General features: G+C 48.0%; 18 protein-coding genes. 12 read left to right on the forward strand and 6 right to left on the reverse strand.

All coding sequences use genetic code 11. The features are described 5' to 3' along the window. The first annotated feature begins 30 nt into the window (after window positions 1-30). Genes refZ through C7R91_RS25205 form a run of 3 tightly spaced genes read left to right on the forward strand, consistent with a single transcriptional unit; the run spans window position 31 to window position 3298 of the window. Window positions 31-633 carry a forespore capture DNA-binding protein RefZ gene (gene refZ, locus C7R91_RS25195; protein ID WP_047071949.1) on the forward strand — a complete coding sequence of 201 codons (603 nt, stop codon included), beginning with the start codon at window positions 31-33 and terminating at the stop codon, window positions 631-633. A gap of 47 nt (window positions 634-680) precedes the next feature. After that, a complete protein-coding gene (locus C7R91_RS25200; protein WP_047071951.1) occupies window positions 681-3092 on the forward strand; it encodes a septation ring formation regulator EzrA in 2412 nt (803 codons plus the stop codon). Continuing rightward, on the forward strand, window positions 3089-3298 hold the full coding sequence (locus C7R91_RS25205) for a hypothetical protein (protein ID WP_047071953.1): 210 nt from the start codon (window positions 3089-3091) through the stop codon (window positions 3296-3298). Before C7R91_RS25200 ends, C7R91_RS25205 begins: the two co-directional genes overlap by 4 nt. Before the next feature lie 239 nt (window positions 3299-3537). On the opposite strand, the gene C7R91_RS25210 is transcribed toward C7R91_RS25205, so the two are convergent. Both C7R91_RS25210 and C7R91_RS25215 read right to left on the reverse strand, forming a co-directional pair. Further along, the gene (locus C7R91_RS25210) at window positions 3538-4839 is read right to left on the reverse strand and encodes a BaiN/RdsA family NAD(P)/FAD-dependent oxidoreductase (protein ID WP_047072052.1); all 1302 of its coding nucleotides are present in this window, start codon (window positions 4837-4839) and stop codon (window positions 3538-3540) included. Window positions 4840-4917: 78 nt separating this feature from the next. After that, the gene (locus tag C7R91_RS25215) at window positions 4918-5757 is read right to left on the reverse strand and encodes a GNAT family N-acetyltransferase (RefSeq protein WP_047071955.1); all 840 of its coding nucleotides are present in this window, start codon (window positions 5755-5757) and stop codon (window positions 4918-4920) included. 153 nt (window positions 5758-5910) lie between these two features. Here C7R91_RS25215 and C7R91_RS25220 point away from each other — a divergent pair, with 153 nt between their 5' ends. Together C7R91_RS25220 and C7R91_RS25225 are read left to right on the forward strand one after the other, a co-directional pair. Beyond that, entirely contained in the window at window positions 5911-6990 is a 1080-nt protein-coding gene (locus C7R91_RS25220; RefSeq protein ID WP_047071956.1) for a M42 family metallopeptidase, read from the forward strand. A 41-nt stretch (window positions 6991-7031) separates the two neighbouring features. Continuing rightward, window positions 7032-7547, forward strand: coding sequence for a hypothetical protein (locus tag C7R91_RS25225; RefSeq protein ID WP_047071958.1), 516 nt, complete (start codon window positions 7032-7034; stop codon window positions 7545-7547). A 71-nt stretch (window positions 7548-7618) separates the two neighbouring features. Here the strand turns inward: C7R91_RS25225 and C7R91_RS29500 are convergent, their stop codons facing one another. The 3 genes from C7R91_RS29500 to C7R91_RS25230 are packed head-to-tail and all read right to left on the reverse strand — an operon-like array spanning window position 7619 to window position 9171. Further along, window positions 7619-7756 (reverse strand): hypothetical protein, encoded by a 138-nt coding sequence (locus tag C7R91_RS29500; RefSeq protein WP_162837759.1) that lies wholly within the window; start codon window positions 7754-7756, stop codon window positions 7619-7621. 18 nt (window positions 7757-7774) lie between these two features. Then, a complete protein-coding gene (locus C7R91_RS29505; protein WP_162837760.1) occupies window positions 7775-7927 on the reverse strand; it encodes a hypothetical protein in 153 nt (50 codons plus the stop codon). Then, on the reverse strand, window positions 7924-9171 hold the full coding sequence (locus C7R91_RS25230; protein WP_047071960.1) for an MFS transporter: 1248 nt from the start codon (window positions 9169-9171) through the stop codon (window positions 7924-7926). Before C7R91_RS25230 ends, C7R91_RS29505 begins: the two co-directional genes overlap by 4 nt. Window positions 9172-9499: 328 nt before the next feature. On the opposite strand from C7R91_RS25230, the gene C7R91_RS25235 reads away from it, so the two are divergent. The 4 genes from C7R91_RS25235 (at window position 9500) to C7R91_RS25250 (ending at window position 11540) form a co-directional block, all read left to right on the forward strand. Further along, window positions 9500-9724 (forward strand): hypothetical protein, encoded by a 225-nt coding sequence (locus tag C7R91_RS25235; protein ID WP_047071961.1) that lies wholly within the window; start codon window positions 9500-9502, stop codon window positions 9722-9724. A gap of 132 nt (window positions 9725-9856) precedes the next feature. Continuing rightward, window positions 9857-10168, forward strand: a complete 312-nt coding sequence (locus C7R91_RS25240; protein WP_047071963.1) for a YtrH family sporulation protein — start codon at window positions 9857-9859, stop codon at window positions 10166-10168. Further along, complete coding sequence (locus C7R91_RS25245) at window positions 10165-10710, forward strand: sporulation membrane protein YtrI (protein WP_047071964.1); 546 nt, start codon at window positions 10165-10167, stop codon at window positions 10708-10710. The genes C7R91_RS25240 and C7R91_RS25245 overlap by 4 nt, the downstream gene beginning before the upstream one ends. A gap of 53 nt (window positions 10711-10763) precedes the next feature. Then, window positions 10764-11540 (forward strand): sporulation protein, encoded by a 777-nt coding sequence (locus C7R91_RS25250; RefSeq protein ID WP_047071966.1) that lies wholly within the window; start codon window positions 10764-10766, stop codon window positions 11538-11540. A gap of 70 nt (window positions 11541-11610) precedes the next feature. Here C7R91_RS25250 and C7R91_RS25255 read toward each other — a convergent pair whose 3' ends face one another. Then, window positions 11611-11700: a sporulation protein YjcZ gene (locus C7R91_RS25255; RefSeq protein WP_047071969.1), complete on the reverse strand. Its 90-nt coding sequence runs from the start codon at window positions 11698-11700 to the stop codon at window positions 11611-11613. 187 nt (window positions 11701-11887) lie between these two features. Between C7R91_RS25255 and codY the strand changes: the two genes are divergently transcribed. The 3 genes from codY to C7R91_RS25270 all read left to right on the forward strand — a co-directional run bounded on the left by codY (window position 11888) and on the right by C7R91_RS25270 (window position 15240). After that, window positions 11888-12664, forward strand: a complete 777-nt coding sequence (gene codY / locus C7R91_RS25260) for a GTP-sensing pleiotropic transcriptional regulator CodY (protein ID WP_047071971.1) — start codon at window positions 11888-11890, stop codon at window positions 12662-12664. 203 nt (window positions 12665-12867) lie between these two features. Then, window positions 12868-14361, forward strand: a complete 1494-nt coding sequence (locus C7R91_RS25265; protein ID WP_047071974.1) for a M81 family metallopeptidase — start codon at window positions 12868-12870, stop codon at window positions 14359-14361. After that, window positions 14362-15240, forward strand: a complete 879-nt coding sequence (locus tag C7R91_RS25270; RefSeq protein WP_052773424.1) for a MurR/RpiR family transcriptional regulator — start codon at window positions 14362-14364, stop codon at window positions 15238-15240. Window positions 15241-15259 lie beyond the last annotated feature (19 nt).

Raw genomic sequence — 15259 nt, forward strand, 5'->3', positions numbered from 1 at the left:
GAATAATCTGTACAATGGGAAAGATGCCTGATGGATCAGACGAAAATGCGTATTTTATCCGCAGCAGCGAAGCTTTTTGATGTTCATGGCTACAAAGGAACCTCCGTAAGACAAATTGCCTCTGTTGCTCAAGTAAATTCCGCGCTGATTTCCTATCACTTTGAAGGGAAGCAAGGAGTCCTGGAGACGCTGATTGCTTCTTACTTTGAGACGTTGTTTCGCTTTTTGGAAGAACTGGAAAACGAGCAGGAAAACATCCCTGCCTATCAACGGTTGGAACAAGTTGTGCAGCTGTATTTGCAATTTCAATGTGAGCATGCGCCTATTACACGTTTGATTCACCGTGAGCTGAGCGTAGAATCCATGCTTGCTCGCGAAGTGATGACACTATATATGAGCCGATGGAAGCATGGGCTTTCGCGTGTGATCGAGGGCGGTGTCGTCTCGGGTGAGTTTTTGCCCGTTTCTGTTGATCGTACAGTACTGGCTATGACGAGCCAGATGATATATCCATTTTTGCAACCACAAATGGTTCGCCAGGTCTATGATCTGGAGCCGTCTTCCGAGGAGTTCGTCCAATGGCTGCAAACCTCGATTATGTGTTATCTGCGAGGTTCTTTGCTGCCTGCTTAGGCGTGGCCTCTCCCAATGAATGATTCTAGTAAGGGGATGTATGACAAGTGAAACGAAAACTATTCATGCTCTGTTTGGCAGGCATGTTGTTATATACGAATCCGGCTTATGCAACGCCGTTTCCAGATAAAAAAGACGAAGTTGTTCAGGACGCTGACAACTATTTGAAAAAAGAAGACAGAACCGCCTTTGCAAATTCATTGAACGGCATACCAGGCAGCTACAAAGTCGTGGTCGTGGAAAGCACTGCACCGGAAGCTGAAACGCCAGATATGTATGCGCAAAAGCTGTTTGACAATTACAATTTGGCCGACGATGCACTGATGATCGTACTTGACATAAACACCGAACAGCTGGGGATTTATGCCGGTCCTTCTTTGCAGGCAAAAGGTGCCACGATGACATTGCTGCATGACAAGATCGCGTCTTTTTATGAAGCATTCCGCACACAAAAGCAGTATTTGACCGGTATCCAAACTGTAATCGCGGAAGTAAACAGGGAGCTAAGCCGCATTGAAAGCAAACAAGCAACAGCAAATCCGGGCACAGCTGATGCTAGCAAAGCAGAAGAGAGCGAAAGCAGTAGCGCACTCGGAGGTATTCCGTGGTGGATTTATCTGGTTGGTGCGGTATTTGCTGGGCTGTCGATCGGCTTGATTTACGCGATGATCAGACGTCGTGCTATTTTTGCCCAAGTAGACGATGTAGAGGATTGGAAGGAAGAGCTTGTTGAGAAGATCAATGTTATCGAGGTGGAAAAACCGCTTCGCCGTTCCAGCGGCATGACAGAAGTGCGTTACCACCACTTGGCAGACAAAAAAGAAAATCTGTTGCGCATTCGCATCCCTGATGTGGAAATGATGATTCTCGATGCGGAAGAGGCTTGTGATCGTTTCCGTTTTACTTTGGCACTTGGCATGTTGAATGAGGCGAGGGAGGCCATTTCAAAAATTGAGGAAGAACTGGATGAGCTAAAAACAGACACATCCAAAGTGGCCGTTACCAAGCAAGAAAATAAAGTTGTTGTTCCCGAGATCGGAAAGCAAGTGGAGCAGATGGAACGACGCTTGTCCGATTTACGTTTGGAGTACGGATTGTCTTTCCATGAATTGAAAGCATCGCTGGATGAGGTAGACACGATGCGAAAACTCGTGAAAACTGCGCGGGCAGCAGGAGACGACATTGCTGCCTACGAAACCACACAAAAAGCTCAGCAAGTATTGGAGCAGGTAGGACAAGCGATGGAGCTCATTCCAAAGCTTGTGCAACGCGTGAAAAAGGAAATGCCGGAAGAATTCAAGCATCTGGAGGAAGGAATTGAGCAGGCCGTTCGTGACGGCTTTCATTTAAAGCAGGATTCCTTTGACAATGCTCTTTTGCAGGCAAAGCAATTGGTCATGTCTGCGAAGAGCGCTTTGGAAGAGGGCAGCCTGGAAATGGTGTTGACCCATGTCAAAGCGTTCGAAGTGCTCATTGATGCGACGTATCAAGCGATAGAAGATGGCGTTCTTGCCCGCGATGAAGCCGCAGCGACAGTGTATGCAGAAGTTGAACCAGAACTGCAAGCAGAAGTGAATCAAGGCAAAGATGAAACAGAATTTGTGCAGCAAGAAAAGCGAACAGAAGTAGGAGAGGTGGAACAGGACAATTCTCTACAGCAAGAAGCTGCAACATCCGCGCCTGTGGAGCTGGAGATTCGTACACCTGAGCCAACTCTTGCTAGTGAGACCGAGCATTCTACCAGCGAAGAAGAGCGGGCGGATCGAGGAAAATCCTCAGAGCTGAGTGAAGCTGAACGCTCCGTGTTGTTGCAAGCAATTCCTCAGCTTTTTAATAAAAAAGCACAAAAGCCTGCTCCAGCAGTCAAAGCTGAGGAGCCTGCGTACGAAGAAGAAGAAGAGTATGAACTGGTTATGCCGAAGAGTCAGCCTGAACAGGAAGAAATAATTCCGGAAGAAGAAGAGCAAACGTATTTGGTCATCGAAACGGAAGATGATGCGCTGGATGAACTGGAGCGAATCTCTAACACATTAGTCCGCGTCCGTCAGCAAATCAAGCGCAGCTACTTGCCGGGCATTCCGGATCAATTGAAATACATGTTTGAAGAAGTCGTGCAAACGTTGGGCCGCGTGCAAACGATCATGGAACAGTACCGCTATGATCTGGAAGAGGTGGCCATGCTGGTCCAGGACGCGAGTGATTTGGTCGACGAAACAGAGCGGATGGCAGAACGCATTATCTCAACTTGTCAGATGGCAGAGGGCGCCATTCAGTATACAAACCGTTATCGCCGCCAAAATCGCCAGGTCAATGATTTGTTGACGAAGGCAGAGATATCATTTCGACAGCTGGCTTTTGCAGAAGCTTTTCAGCTTGCCGAGGAGGCCCGTCTGGTAATCGAGGGCGCTCCAGCCGAAGATGACAACGGTTGGCTTCTCCGTCGTAAGAAAAAGGGATGAGCCAGATGATGGTCTTTCCTCTCTTCTTACTGGCAGTTGGTATTCTCGTCATGGTACAGCCACGGACAAAACGTTGGCAATCGCGGATGAACGCTTATTTTCAGGGAGACGAAAGGCGCGTCAAGCAGCGTGCCAATACGTTTTTTCTGTTGGGCCTAGCCTTTTTGCTCGCTGGCTTTGCGTATTTGTTCCGCCTTGTCGGATAAACCGATAATCAATGATAAAGCACCTGCTATGAAAAGATGGACTTGCCGTCTTTTGTAACAGGTGCTTTTTTGTGGGCAAAAAAAAAGAAGCATCGCTCACGCAGGCGATGCCCCATCTAGGAAGATAAAGGGAGTAAGGTCTGTTAAACCAGCACATTACAACTAGGGGGGAGTAATGTGCTGATTTCTCTTTTCATGAAAAGAGAACCTGATTCATAGTTTCCCCATTCCTTTATAATCTAAACGTCATTCTCGGAAAAAAATTCAAATGCTTCCTGCGCACTATGCGTACCCGCGGAATAGCCAGACGAAAAGGCGATGGTGATGTTGTAGCCACCGGTATGGGCGTGGACGTCCATGACCTCTCCAGCGAAATACAACCCATCCATGAGCTTGGATCTCATCGTGCGTGGATCGATCTCTTTTACACTCACACCGCCACCTGTAATGAACGCTTCCTCAAGAGAGAGCGTCCCCGTAATGGTGAGTGGAAAAGCTTTGATCAAGCCCGTGAACTTGCTCCACTCTTGTTTCTTCATATGGCTGTAGGTCGTTTCTTCCGAAATTCCTGCCATCGCAAGCAAGAGTGGGATAATCCGTTCGGGGAGGAAGCCTTTGATTGCATTTTTTACTGCCTTTTTTGGCTGCTCCTCGATCAGCTGCCAGCTTTCCGCCATGATTTCCTCGGCCGTTTTGTCAGGCATGAGATCGATTGTAAGAGATAGAGGAACCGCTCCGTATTTTCGTTGCGACACAGAGACATAATGTCCCATGCGCAGGGAGGCGGGGCCTGAGATTCCGAAATGAGTGAAGATCATATCGCCTTCCTGTGTATTGATCTTTTTCCCATTGGGCCCATACAACGTCATCGTGATGTCACGCAGCGACAGACCTTGGATCGATTTATCGCGAATAAAAGAGTCATTGGCTGTAAGCGGTACTTCAGTAGGATACAGCTCTGTGATCGTATGCCCGGCTGCTTTCGCCCATGCATAGCCATCGCCTGTAGATCCTGTCTGTGGCACAGAACAACCCCCAACGGCAATAATCACACAAGGCGCGGTAATTTTCTCACCGGACTGGAGCAGGATGCCACCGACTCTGCCTTCCGAATAGAGAACTTCTTTTACAGCGGCATTTAAATGAATGCTGGCACCTCTTTGCTTCAACAAATCAATCAACGCTTGGGCGACTGTCACTGCTTTATCCGTGACCGGAAACATACGGCCTCGATCCTCTTCTTTTAGCGCGACACCCAATTCCTCAAAAAACTGGATAATCTCTCGGTTGCCGAATTGGGTGAGAGCACTGTACATGAAGCGGCCATTTCCCGGCATTTGTTTGATTAATTCATCTTGTTCCTTGGCATTGGTTACATTGCAGCGACCGCCGCCAGATATGATGAGCTTTCGTCCGAGCTTCGATCCTTTTTCCACGAGACAAACTCTTGCTCCTTGGCCAGAAGCAGCAATAGCAGACATCAACCCAGAGGGGCCGCCGCCTATGATGATAACGTCATACTTGTATTGTGATCGATTCATTTCATTCTCGTCCTTTGTTGTATAGGGTTGGGCAACCACCATTTTACCACAACCTGCCCACCCGGCGCGCAATTCTAGCTAGGATAGAGAGGACGAGGCATCTAAAATATCAGTCAACGGCTGTTTTTCCAAGACGTAACGAACGGTGGATTGACCACGGAGAATATTCGTAACGACATATCCTTTGGCAAAATACGCCGTAAACAATTCGCGCGTCATCTCTCGCCACAAGGAAGCGATAGTCATATCTGCTCGTTTTACATCCTGGAAGAAGGCAGGGACAGGCAGTAGCACCACAGGCTCTTCGCGTGACAAATCGATTTCGATAGGATGAGGAATACCATCCTTGATTTCTAGACGCAACAGGTCTGGTGCCTGTTCAAAAGACGGAGCAGAGCTTTTCCCAGACTGCCGCAACTCTACACGATTGCTTCTGATCAACCATTCCACGAGGAAACGGTCTGTCGGCAGTCCTCGATTGAAGTCGTCATCGAGCTGTCCGTAGCAGTTTGGCAAATAGGTTCGAACGATTCCGCCGAGCTTGGCGATGTTCAGAACACCGTTTACTGTCTCAAGCGGATCGTATGTCCATGTAATTTTGGAGTAGCCAGCAGCAGCAGCTTCTTCTTTTTGCAGCCATTTCATTTGCACACCTAACCCTTGCTTGCGATACTCTGGCAAAAAGCCGAGCATGTGCGAACAAAGATGGGGTTCCCCGTTGGTGAAGCCCGGGAAGCTGTACAAAAAGCCGATCATTTTCTCATCGTCGAATGCTCCTAAAAACAGGCCGCCAAACTTTTGCATGGTGAGTGTCATATGGTGGGGAATAGCACTAGAAGGGTCCCATATTTTCCCCTCCATTTCTTCTAATTGCTCAATCTCACTGAATTCGGCCAACTTTCGTAATGTGATTGCCATCTGCTTTTTCCTCCTCAAACCATTCGTGTTTTTTTCTTCATTCGGGACAAGCTCCTGCATTCCTGCTTGGGAGTAGTTGCGTCATAATTCTCTCTCGCTGATAATAGAGAAGGACAACATGCATGAAACTAGGGTCGAGGAGGATTTTTGGCGATGGAAAATAAATTTCAAGTTGAACTGTGGAACCGTTTGACGCAGGCACCAGGAGCGCCTGGCTTCGAAGGTCCGGTCCGCGAGATTATGCGGGAATACATAAGCAGCTATACGAGTGAACTCATGTACGACAATTTGGGCAGTATTTTTGGCGTAATGCGTGGTGACGAGAACGGTCCCAAAATTATGGTAGCGGGTCACATGGACGAAGTGGGCTTCATGGTCACCCGAATTTCGGATAAAGGATTTATTTCCTTTCAGACGTTGGGAGGCTGGTGGGGGCAGGTCCTGCTCGCGCAGCGTGTACAAATTATTACGGACAATGGACCAGTTGAAGGTGTAATCAGCTCGATCCCGCCGCATGTCTTGAGCGACGATCAGCGCAATCGCCCGATGGATGTACGTAATATGTTCATTGATATCGGCGTGGATTCACGTGAGGAAGCAGAGCAGGTAGGAATACGGGCTGGCCAGCAAATCGTACCGGTTTGCCCATTGCAGGTCATGGCCAATCCGCGCCGCATCATGGCTAAAGCATGGGATAATCGCTATGGTTGCAGTTTGGCAGTGGAGCTCGCAAAAGAGCTGCACGAAAAGCCTGATCATCCGAATGTCGTCTACGTCGGGGCTACTGTACAGGAAGAATTGTCCGGGCAGCGCGGCGCGAGAACTGCCGCTGCTTCCATTGATCCGGATTTGTTCCTGGCATTGGATGCGAGTCCGGCCACAGACATACCGGGGGTAAAAGATGATGGCGGCAAGCTCGGCGGTGGACTTTTGATGCGCATCTACGATCCGTTGTACGTCATGCCGGTAGGATTGCGTGATCTTCTTATCTCCACGTGCGAAGAAGAGAACATTCCGTACCAGATTTATGTGGCAAAAGGCGGGACGGATGCAGGTGTCGTTCAGTACCATGGCAAGGGAGTGCCGTCTGCCGTTATTGGAATTCCTTCCCGCTACATTCACAGCCATGCTTCGATCATTGATCGCGAGGATTACGAGGCAGCCAAGCGTCTCTTGTTCAGTGTCATTCGCAAGCTGGATCGTGCGACGTGGGAATCTATTTTGCCTAGATAAATGGCAGGGAGAATATCGTTGAGTGAGTAGAAAGCGGAGGAATGCTTTTGAACGCGATCATATTGTATACACGTCGTCAGGGCCAAGCTACGTCCTTTGAATTTAATGTGTTTGACAATCAATTCGCTACGGAGAATCTGGCAGTGCGCAAGGTGTTGATGGCCATGCTTTCAGCCGTTTCCAACACATTGACCGATCTGGAAGTGGAGTACAACGACAGCATACTGGTGGAAAAGGTCGGGGCGAAGCGTGCCGGTGAACTGCTTCGTTTTCTCGGGGCAACCAAAGAGAACATGCGGGAAAATCTGAGCAATGGTGTAGTCGTCAGCCGGATCTTTCATGCTCCATTTACACAGGAGCACTATGAATACTTCTACAACTTGACAGACATCGCACAGCTGTCACATTATCGCTTAAAAGAGGGAAATGAAGATCGCATCGTGTTTTATTTCACACGCTATCTCCAACTCATTGCGCCTGATGAAAAGTCTCGCGAAGCATTTTTGGAGAGCTTGGAAGCATTTTCTTTGCCGTACAAGCTCGTACCGATTGCGTAACGGAAACAAAAAAAGTCATTTTGCCCTTGCATGAAGGCGCAAAATGACTTTTTTTATTGAATGCCTAAGCATTAGGTGGACGGACGATTTGGTCCCTCCAGTTTTTTGTCCCCATAGCCCGGTGCATCGTTTTGAACGTTTTTGGGTTGGCGATTGCGCTCGTCTGGTTGATTTTGCTGAGCAGAGGAATCCTTGCTTTGCTTTGTCATGGAACTACCCCTTTCTGATTACAGCCAAGGCTGCCTAGTCGAATTTGTTTTTTGGCGAATGTGGGAGGATGCATTATCCTCCAGTTGGATGAATAGGGAGGTAAGCGGCACTCGCCTAAGCACTTCCATTTGCTTTTCGGGTTGGTGTTGTGCGTGTTCCTCTACGTTCATGTGGCCCCTTCCTTTCGGCGGTTTTTTAAGGGAGAGTCAAGTACAGCGTTTTTGTAGCGAGGAATGGCATATAGGGCAAACAGACCCAGAATGGCCGCCAAAAACAGCGTAATCACTCCATAGCCGATCCACGGATAATGGCTGCCGACTCCTCCTAGTTTTTCGACCATCGCCCCACCCAATCCCGTCCCAAGAGCCGTTCCAAGACCAGATACGAAATTGGAAAAGCCAAAGTACGCCCCTAGCCATTCTTCCTTTGCGAAATGAGTGACGAGACTGTCCAGCATCGGCATAAACAGCATCTCACCCAAAATGAAAAGAATCGCAGCCCCACTCAGTGTGAGGAAGTGATTTGCCCATCCCATGAGCGTTAGCCCTGCACCTAACAAGATCGTCCCCAATGTGACAGACAAGTATGGATTGATGCGCTGTAGAACAAAGCGTGAGATCAACCCTTGCAGGACGACAACACTGAGCGAGTTGATCGTCCAAATGAGGCCAATCATCGTAGCGGAATGCAGGACATGCTCACCCCGCAGCGGCAGGATCATGGCGAATTGAGCGTAAAGCGACCAGATTAAAAGCGAGATCACGGAAAAAAGCAGAAAGCTGCGATGGGTCAAGATGTGACGATACTCCTTGATCGGCGTTTGCTTGCAATCTGTTCCCACACAGCGATCATCGGGAAGGATGAAGCGAGAAAAGACAGCAAGTGCCCCGTACACAAAGGCAGCTACGAGAAACGGCTGTTTCCCACCCGCAGTCATCCATGTAATGACCAAGCCTGCGACAATAATCCCGCTATGAGCGAGTATCCCTCTCCACGAGAAGGCAGCAGTTCTTTGGCTCTCATCCACTTCATCCGCAATCATGGCTTTAATAGTAGGAGCGAGCAGGCCAAGACCCAAGCCGTTGACAGAGGAGAATAACAAGAAGAAACCATAGGAATGGCTGAAGTGATAGCCTGCCATGGCACATCCTTGAAGGAGTGCACCCAAGGCTAGGATGGTGCGTTTGCCCCAGCGATCTGACATCAAGCCGCCTGCCAAGCTTCCGATTTGGTATGTGATGCTTCCCGCTGCCAAAATGATGCCGACTTGGGAAAGAGAAAGAACCCGTACCTTTTGCAAAAAGACTGGGAAGACGGGAATGACCAGATAAGAGGCCATGTGCATGAAAAAGACGACTATCAGTAACAGCAAGTAAGGCTTGTTGCGTAACAGTGATCCAGTAGAGGCTGTCATGTTCGTCTCCTCTTTGATTCATTCCTCTCTAGTATGAGTGGAAAAGGATTGTCCCTATGCGTGGTTTTCACAAACAAAAAGTAGGCCAGCACACAAAATCGATATGAAGGCAGGCAAGCGTCCAATCCAACAAGCGTGGAACCACATATACCTATAGGGAAAGGTACCATGGGCGGTATGGAATGGTGCGAGGAGTGCGACAAAATGAAGGGGGGATCTGACGTGAGAGGATTTGGATTCTTCAACGAGGAAGGTTTCGAAGTGATCATCTGGATCATCGTGATCGTTTTTCTCCTCGTTATATTTTTTGACGAAGGGATAGATTAAGATGAGTGGATATCGACCGGTTCGGCAATTGAATCACTATTACAAAACAAACGAGGCTTTCAAGAAATGGATTCGTGCCAATGAGCAATGGTTCAAGCAAAATCCAGAGGTGTTTAACCAGATGCTGCGCAATCCGAAAATGGTTAACTTGTTTACGGATCTCATGATCATGAACTCGCCGCGCATTGAAAAGAAACTGAAGAAATGGAGAAGGAACCAACGCTGATCGATCCGGCATGCTGCCAAATAGAGCATGCCGCTTTTTATTTGGAACGCTGACGAGTTCTGTTATAAAACCGGGATGACGAGCGTAGGGATAAGCATATGCTGCTTGTTCGAAGAAAGGATGAAGCACAGCATGGCACAAGTCATTTTGACGTTTTTCGTGGCTTATGGCATTGTGGTCGGCGGTTCTCTTTCAGGTGGAGTGGGCGCGTTTCTCACAGAAAAGCCCCCGCTGTTATCTATGGCCCAATTGGCTGACCAGCTCAAAATATGGGGATTGGTTGGGGCATTGGGTGGAACTTTTGATTCGTTTTTGCAGATCGAAAAAATATTGATGGGAAATTTGACACCTGTCTTTAAACAGCTCGTCATGATCGTTGTCGCATTCTTGGGTGCCCATATCGGAACGATTTGTGTGCATTGGCTGGTACAGGTGCGCTCATGAAGGTGATTCTTTGGAAACGTTACCTCGCTCTTTTGCTCATGGGGTGCATGTTGGGCGGAACCGTGATTTTATTTACATACGGACGCGAAATGGAGCAGATGATGCTCATCAAAAAGAGCTTGGAGCTGCAAAACAAAAAACTGTACGAGGAGAATCTGGAGCTGAAGCAAAATCAGCGGGTCTATCGCAAAAAGCAAGAGACCGTCATCGAAGACGTACGCGCCTCTGTACTCACTGCGGATCAGAAGCAGCCGCTTCATGCCACTATCATGGTACAAGTAGTCGATCGGGTGGAAAAGGATCTTGCTTCATTGAAAGGGAAGAAGGTTGAGCAGGTTGCGGAGGTCCATCAGGTCTTGCATGAAATGCTGCGACGCCGCGAATATATTTTATCTGATCGAACGACCGTGGAGGTGAGAATCAAAACGGTTGTGATCAGTAGAACGCTGCATGTGTTTGTGACAGCCGACGTTATACCCGATGATGTTTGGCAAAAGATTGCGCGAAACTTTCTATTTCTTCCGCCGTATATTTCATTATAGAATATCTGATAGCCAGATGTAGGTCTGGGTCGGTATAAAGGAGAGGCGAACACATGTCCATGTTCAAAAAATTATTGGCTAGTGTAGGTATTGGCTCTGCGCAAGTAGATGCACGTCTTGAGCAGGATTCACTCATTCCCGGAGATATGGTCAGAGGTGAGGTCCATATCAAGGGAGGAGATGTCGCCCAGGAAATCGACGAAATTTACATGTATGTCGTCACACACTATGAAAGAGAAATCAACGACTCTAAGACGAAGGAAGAATGCACACTTGTCAAATATCGTCTGTCAGAGCGGGTACAATTGAAACCGAAAGAGGAAGCCGTGCTGCCATTCGCTTTTCAATTGCCGTATGAGACGCCATTGACGATGGGGCGTCAACCCGTTTACCTACGGACAGGTCTCGATATTAAAAATGCGATTGACCCGGGTGATTCCGATTTCATCGAGGTTCGCCCACATCCGTTAATGTCCAAAGTGTTGGATGCTGTTCAACAGATCGGATTCCAGCTGTATAAGGTAGACTGCGAATACAATCGCCACCTTGGTCGCAATCATCCGTTTGTACAGGAATTTGAATTCCGTCCGACAGGGTCATACCGCAGCCAATTGGAGGAGCTCGAAGTAGTCTTCTACCTGCGCGATGGCGAATTGGAAGTTTTATTGGAACTGGATAAACGTGCGCGAGGTTTTATGGGAGCATTTGAAGAAGCATTTAATCTTGATGAACGCTATATCCGTTTCCGCTTAACGAATGCAGACTTGAACAAACATACGCATGTCATTGCAGAAGCGATTGAAGCGCTCATTAAGCAGCAGCTTCGCTAGAGAATGATACAAAAAAGGCCTGACGGAGTGAAAATGACCACTCTGTCAGCCTTTTTTCTTTATGGAGGTCTTAATCATCGCCAACGCCTACGATAGTCAACAGAACGAACAAGACGAGAACCAGCGCAATCCCATTAAAGCCGCCGTTAAAAAAGCTCATCGATTTTCCTCCCACCCGCAAGAAGTAGTTAATTCCCTATAGGATAGTCGCTGATCTATGAATCGGTGTCGAGGCGTCTACCTAATTCCTGTGCACAACTCTCTTTCTAATTTTTCGATTTGCATGTATAGGGCTGGATTTTTCTGACAATACTGTGAGCATGAAGAATCCAGAGGAGGATATTATTATGAATTTGTTAGAAAAAACGAGAAAAATTAATGTGATGCTTCAAAAAACAATGGGTGGCAGCGGAGTAGGCTTCCAAGATCTCGCAAGACTTTTATCCGAAGTGATTTCTGCAAATGTTTACATCATTACCGCAGATGGCTCGATCCTAGGAAGTGGAATGAATCAAGAGATTACCCTTCAAGAAGAAGGGCGTTCATCCACACAACTGCAGGAAGGTGTACATCAGAAGCTGCTGGAAGTTTCACAAACCTTGGCGAATGAGCCGATTACCAGTCCGTACAGCCTGGTTCCAAAAGAGTTGAATTCGATCTTCCCGCAAATGATGACGACGATTGTTCCTATCAATGCAGGGGGAAGCCGTCTTGGCACACTCGTCCTGCTGCGTGCTTACGGTCAGTTTGAAACAGAGGATCTGATTTTGGGTGAGATCGGTGCTACCGTGATCGGTATGAAAATCGTTCGTCAGCGCACAGAACAGATTGAAAATGAAGTGCGCGACAAAACATTTGCCAAAATCGCACTCTCTTCGTTGTCGTACAGTGAACAGATCGCGATTGAAAAAATTATGGAGCAATTGGATGCACGCGAAGGTTTGCTGGTAGCTAGTCAGCTGGCAGATCAAGCAGGTCTGACCCGTTCCGTCATTGTGAACGCTCTTCGCAAGCTAGCAAGCGCGGGTGTGCTGGAATCCCGTTCGTTAGGGATGAAGGGTACATATATCAAAGTGCTGAATGATAAATTCCCATCTGAATTGGCGAAATGGAAAACCTCATAAACGGCACGAGCTATACGGAAGCTCTCCCTGTACTGGGAGGGCTTTTGTTTATGAATCAACAAGTATAGCAGAATCGATAAAACGTTCATGATTTAGCGATTGAATAAATGATTTTCTTCCCTTTATAATGTCCACAAAGGTTTAAACTTCAAAAAATTCAAAAATTAAAGTTCATACTTCAAAAGCGAATGGAGGGTCAAAGAATGAAGGTGATTATTGGTGGGATTGCGCATGAAACGAACACGTTTTCCAATGTGCCCACGACGCTTGAGATGTTTCAAAGCTATGAGTGGGATTATCATGATACAATTGTGAATCGCAATCGGGGTGTTCGCAACTTTCCAGGAGGGATGGTGGATCGCGCCGAAGAGCTGGGCATTGAGCTTCTGCCGACCTTTCTCACCTTTACGTATCCAGCGGGGACGATTTTGCGAGAAGCGTATGACCGGATAAAAAAGGAGCTTCTTGACACGATTGCTGCGACAGAAGGCGCAGATGCCATTTGTCTGGGGCTTCATGGAGCGGGGGTTGTAGAAGGAATAGATGACTTGGAGGGAGACATTCTGGCATCAGTGCGTCAGCTGGTCGGTTATGACATTCCCTTAATTGTTACGCTCGACCTCCATGCAAACATGACACAAAAAATGGTGGATGAGGCCGATGCGCTCCTGGGTGTTCATCTCTACCCGCATGTGGATTGCTATGAACGCGGGATTGAAGCCATCGACCTGGCGCATAAGATGGTTACGGAAGGTATCAAGCCGACCATGCATTTGACCCGACTGCCACTATTGATTCCGACATCCGCTACTCATCATTCCCCGGCACGCGAAATAAACGAAGCCTGCTGGGCGTGGGAAAAGGAAGAAGGTGTCATCGACTGTGCATTTTTCCACGGTTTTCCGTACACGGACATTCCTGAGCTGGGCGTCTCTGTTTTGAGCGTTACGAATAACGATCCGGAGCTCGCCAAAAAAGTGAGCGAGGATGTCGCCAGTCTGATTTGGGAAAAGCGGGATGAATTCGAGCTGAACATGCCCACTCCTGCTGAGGGAATTGCGATGGCACTCGAAACGGAAGGCATGCCCATCGTAATCAATGAGACCTCAGATAATCCAGGCGGAGGCACACCCGGAGACGGAACGCATTTGCTGCGGGCGATGCTGGAAGCCAAGCTGACAAATGCATGCTTTGGTTTTATTTACGATCCCGAAGTGGTCCAGATTGCCCATCAGGCTGGAGTAGGTGCTACCATACAATTATCACTGGGTGGAAAGACAGACTACTTGCATGGAGAACCACTTGAAGTAACAGCCTACGTCAAAGCTTTGACAGATGGAAAATTCATTGCGACGACGCCGATGGGGCAAGGGGGCCATGAGAATTTTGGCAAGTCCGTTCGCTTGCAAATTGACGGGGTTGATGTACTGGTTTGCTCCGTGAAATCGCAAGTACTGGATGAGCAAATTTTTCTGTTGCACGGAATTGACGTGACCAAATACAAGATCGTGGCCTTGAAATCAAGCACACATTTCCGGGCATCCTTTGAACCGATCAGCGCACGCGTCATTACCGTCGATTCGCCGGGATTGACGACGCTCAACTTCCGCTTCTTCAAATACGAGCGCGCTATTCGTCCGATTTATCCGTTAGACCCAGCCACAGAGTGGAACCTACATCAATTGACAAGGAAGTAGATGATCATGGAATCCGTACAGGAGCGCATCCGCAAGCATTATCCGGAATTGACCAACCAACAAAAACTCGCAGCCAAATACATTCTCGCCGAGCCGAAGACCGTTGCACTGCAACCTGCCAAAGTTGTCGGAGCATTGAGCGGCACAAGCGAAACGACAATCATCCGACTATCCTATGCTCTCGCCTACTCCGGGTACAGCGAATTGCAAAATGAGATTCGCAGCTCCTTATTGGAAAAAGTCCCAAAAGCTGATGCCATCCACAGTTTTCGAACAGCGGCTGTGGAGATGAAGGGAAAACAAGACCTGATTTCTTATAACATGGAGCAGGATGTTGCGTATATTCGGCAAACGTTAGGGGAGCTGCAAAAGAACCATCTTTTGCAAGCGGTTTCAAGTATTATGGCAGCCAAAAACATTCTCGTTGTAGGGTTTCGCAGCTCCTATGCTCCAGCCCATTGGCTCGCCTTTACACTGAATGTCGTCAGAGGAAACGCGCATCTGTACAATGGGCCAGTTGATGACGTCAACTATCTGTTGACTCAGATCAATCAGGAGTGGCTCGTGATCGCACTCTCCTTCCCCCGCTATACGAGTGAAACGATCCTGTTTGCAAAAGCAGCCAAAGAGAGAGGCGCCAAAATCATCGGGATTACAGACGATGAGCTATCTCCGATTGGGCCGGTAGCCGATCAGATTTTGAAAGTCAGCGCACCTGCTCCTACTGCCTTAAAAGGAATGACGGCGATCTTTTCCATGCTGAATATTTTGATCAGTGGTGTGGTTCAGGCTGATGGAGAACAGGTACAGCAAAGACTGAAAGAATACGAAGAGACAAGTCGACAAATATACCCGTTTGCGGAAGGGACAGAAGTGTAACGGCAATTGATAAGGGGGA

This window comes from Brevibacillus formosus (assembly GCF_003013405.1).
GTDB classification, from domain to species: domain Bacteria; phylum Bacillota; class Bacilli; order Brevibacillales; family Brevibacillaceae; genus Brevibacillus; species Brevibacillus formosus.

Excerpts from the sequence above, each read along its gene's own strand:
- refZ (WP_047071949.1), top strand. The coding sequence starts at position 31 with ATGGATCAGACGAAAATGCGTATTTTATCCGCAGCAGCGAAGCTTTTT.
- C7R91_RS25205 (WP_047071953.1), top strand. The coding sequence starts at position 3,089 with ATGAGCCAGATGATGGTCTTTCCTCTCTTCTTACTGGCAGTTGGTATT.
- C7R91_RS25210 (WP_047072052.1), bottom strand. The coding sequence starts at position 4,839 with ATGAATCGATCACAATACAAGTATGACGTTATCATCATAGGCGGCGGC.
- C7R91_RS25215 (WP_047071955.1), bottom strand. The coding sequence starts at position 5,757 with ATGGCAATCACATTACGAAAGTTGGCCGAATTCAGTGAGATTGAGCAA.
- C7R91_RS25220 (WP_047071956.1), top strand. The coding sequence starts at position 5,911 with ATGGAAAATAAATTTCAAGTTGAACTGTGGAACCGTTTGACGCAGGCA.
- C7R91_RS25225 (WP_047071958.1), top strand. The coding sequence starts at position 7,032 with ATGCTTTTGAACGCGATCATATTGTATACACGTCGTCAGGGCCAAGCT.
- C7R91_RS29500 (WP_162837759.1), bottom strand. The coding sequence starts at position 7,756 with ATGACAAAGCAAAGCAAGGATTCCTCTGCTCAGCAAAATCAACCAGAC.
- C7R91_RS29505 (WP_162837760.1), bottom strand. The coding sequence starts at position 7,927 with ATGAACGTAGAGGAACACGCACAACACCAACCCGAAAAGCAAATGGAA.
- C7R91_RS25230 (WP_047071960.1), bottom strand. The coding sequence starts at position 9,171 with ATGACAGCCTCTACTGGATCACTGTTACGCAACAAGCCTTACTTGCTG.
- C7R91_RS25235 (WP_047071961.1), top strand. The coding sequence starts at position 9,500 with ATGAGTGGATATCGACCGGTTCGGCAATTGAATCACTATTACAAAACA.
- C7R91_RS25240 (WP_047071963.1), top strand. The coding sequence starts at position 9,857 with ATGGCACAAGTCATTTTGACGTTTTTCGTGGCTTATGGCATTGTGGTC.
- C7R91_RS25245 (WP_047071964.1), top strand. The coding sequence starts at position 10,165 with ATGAAGGTGATTCTTTGGAAACGTTACCTCGCTCTTTTGCTCATGGGG.
- C7R91_RS25250 (WP_047071966.1), top strand. The coding sequence starts at position 10,764 with ATGTCCATGTTCAAAAAATTATTGGCTAGTGTAGGTATTGGCTCTGCG.
- C7R91_RS25255 (WP_047071969.1), bottom strand. The coding sequence starts at position 11,700 with ATGAGCTTTTTTAACGGCGGCTTTAATGGGATTGCGCTGGTTCTCGTC.
- codY (WP_047071971.1), top strand. The coding sequence starts at position 11,888 with ATGAATTTGTTAGAAAAAACGAGAAAAATTAATGTGATGCTTCAAAAA.
- C7R91_RS25265 (WP_047071974.1), top strand. The coding sequence starts at position 12,868 with ATGAAGGTGATTATTGGTGGGATTGCGCATGAAACGAACACGTTTTCC.
- C7R91_RS25270 (WP_052773424.1), top strand. The coding sequence starts at position 14,362 with ATGATCATGGAATCCGTACAGGAGCGCATCCGCAAGCATTATCCGGAA.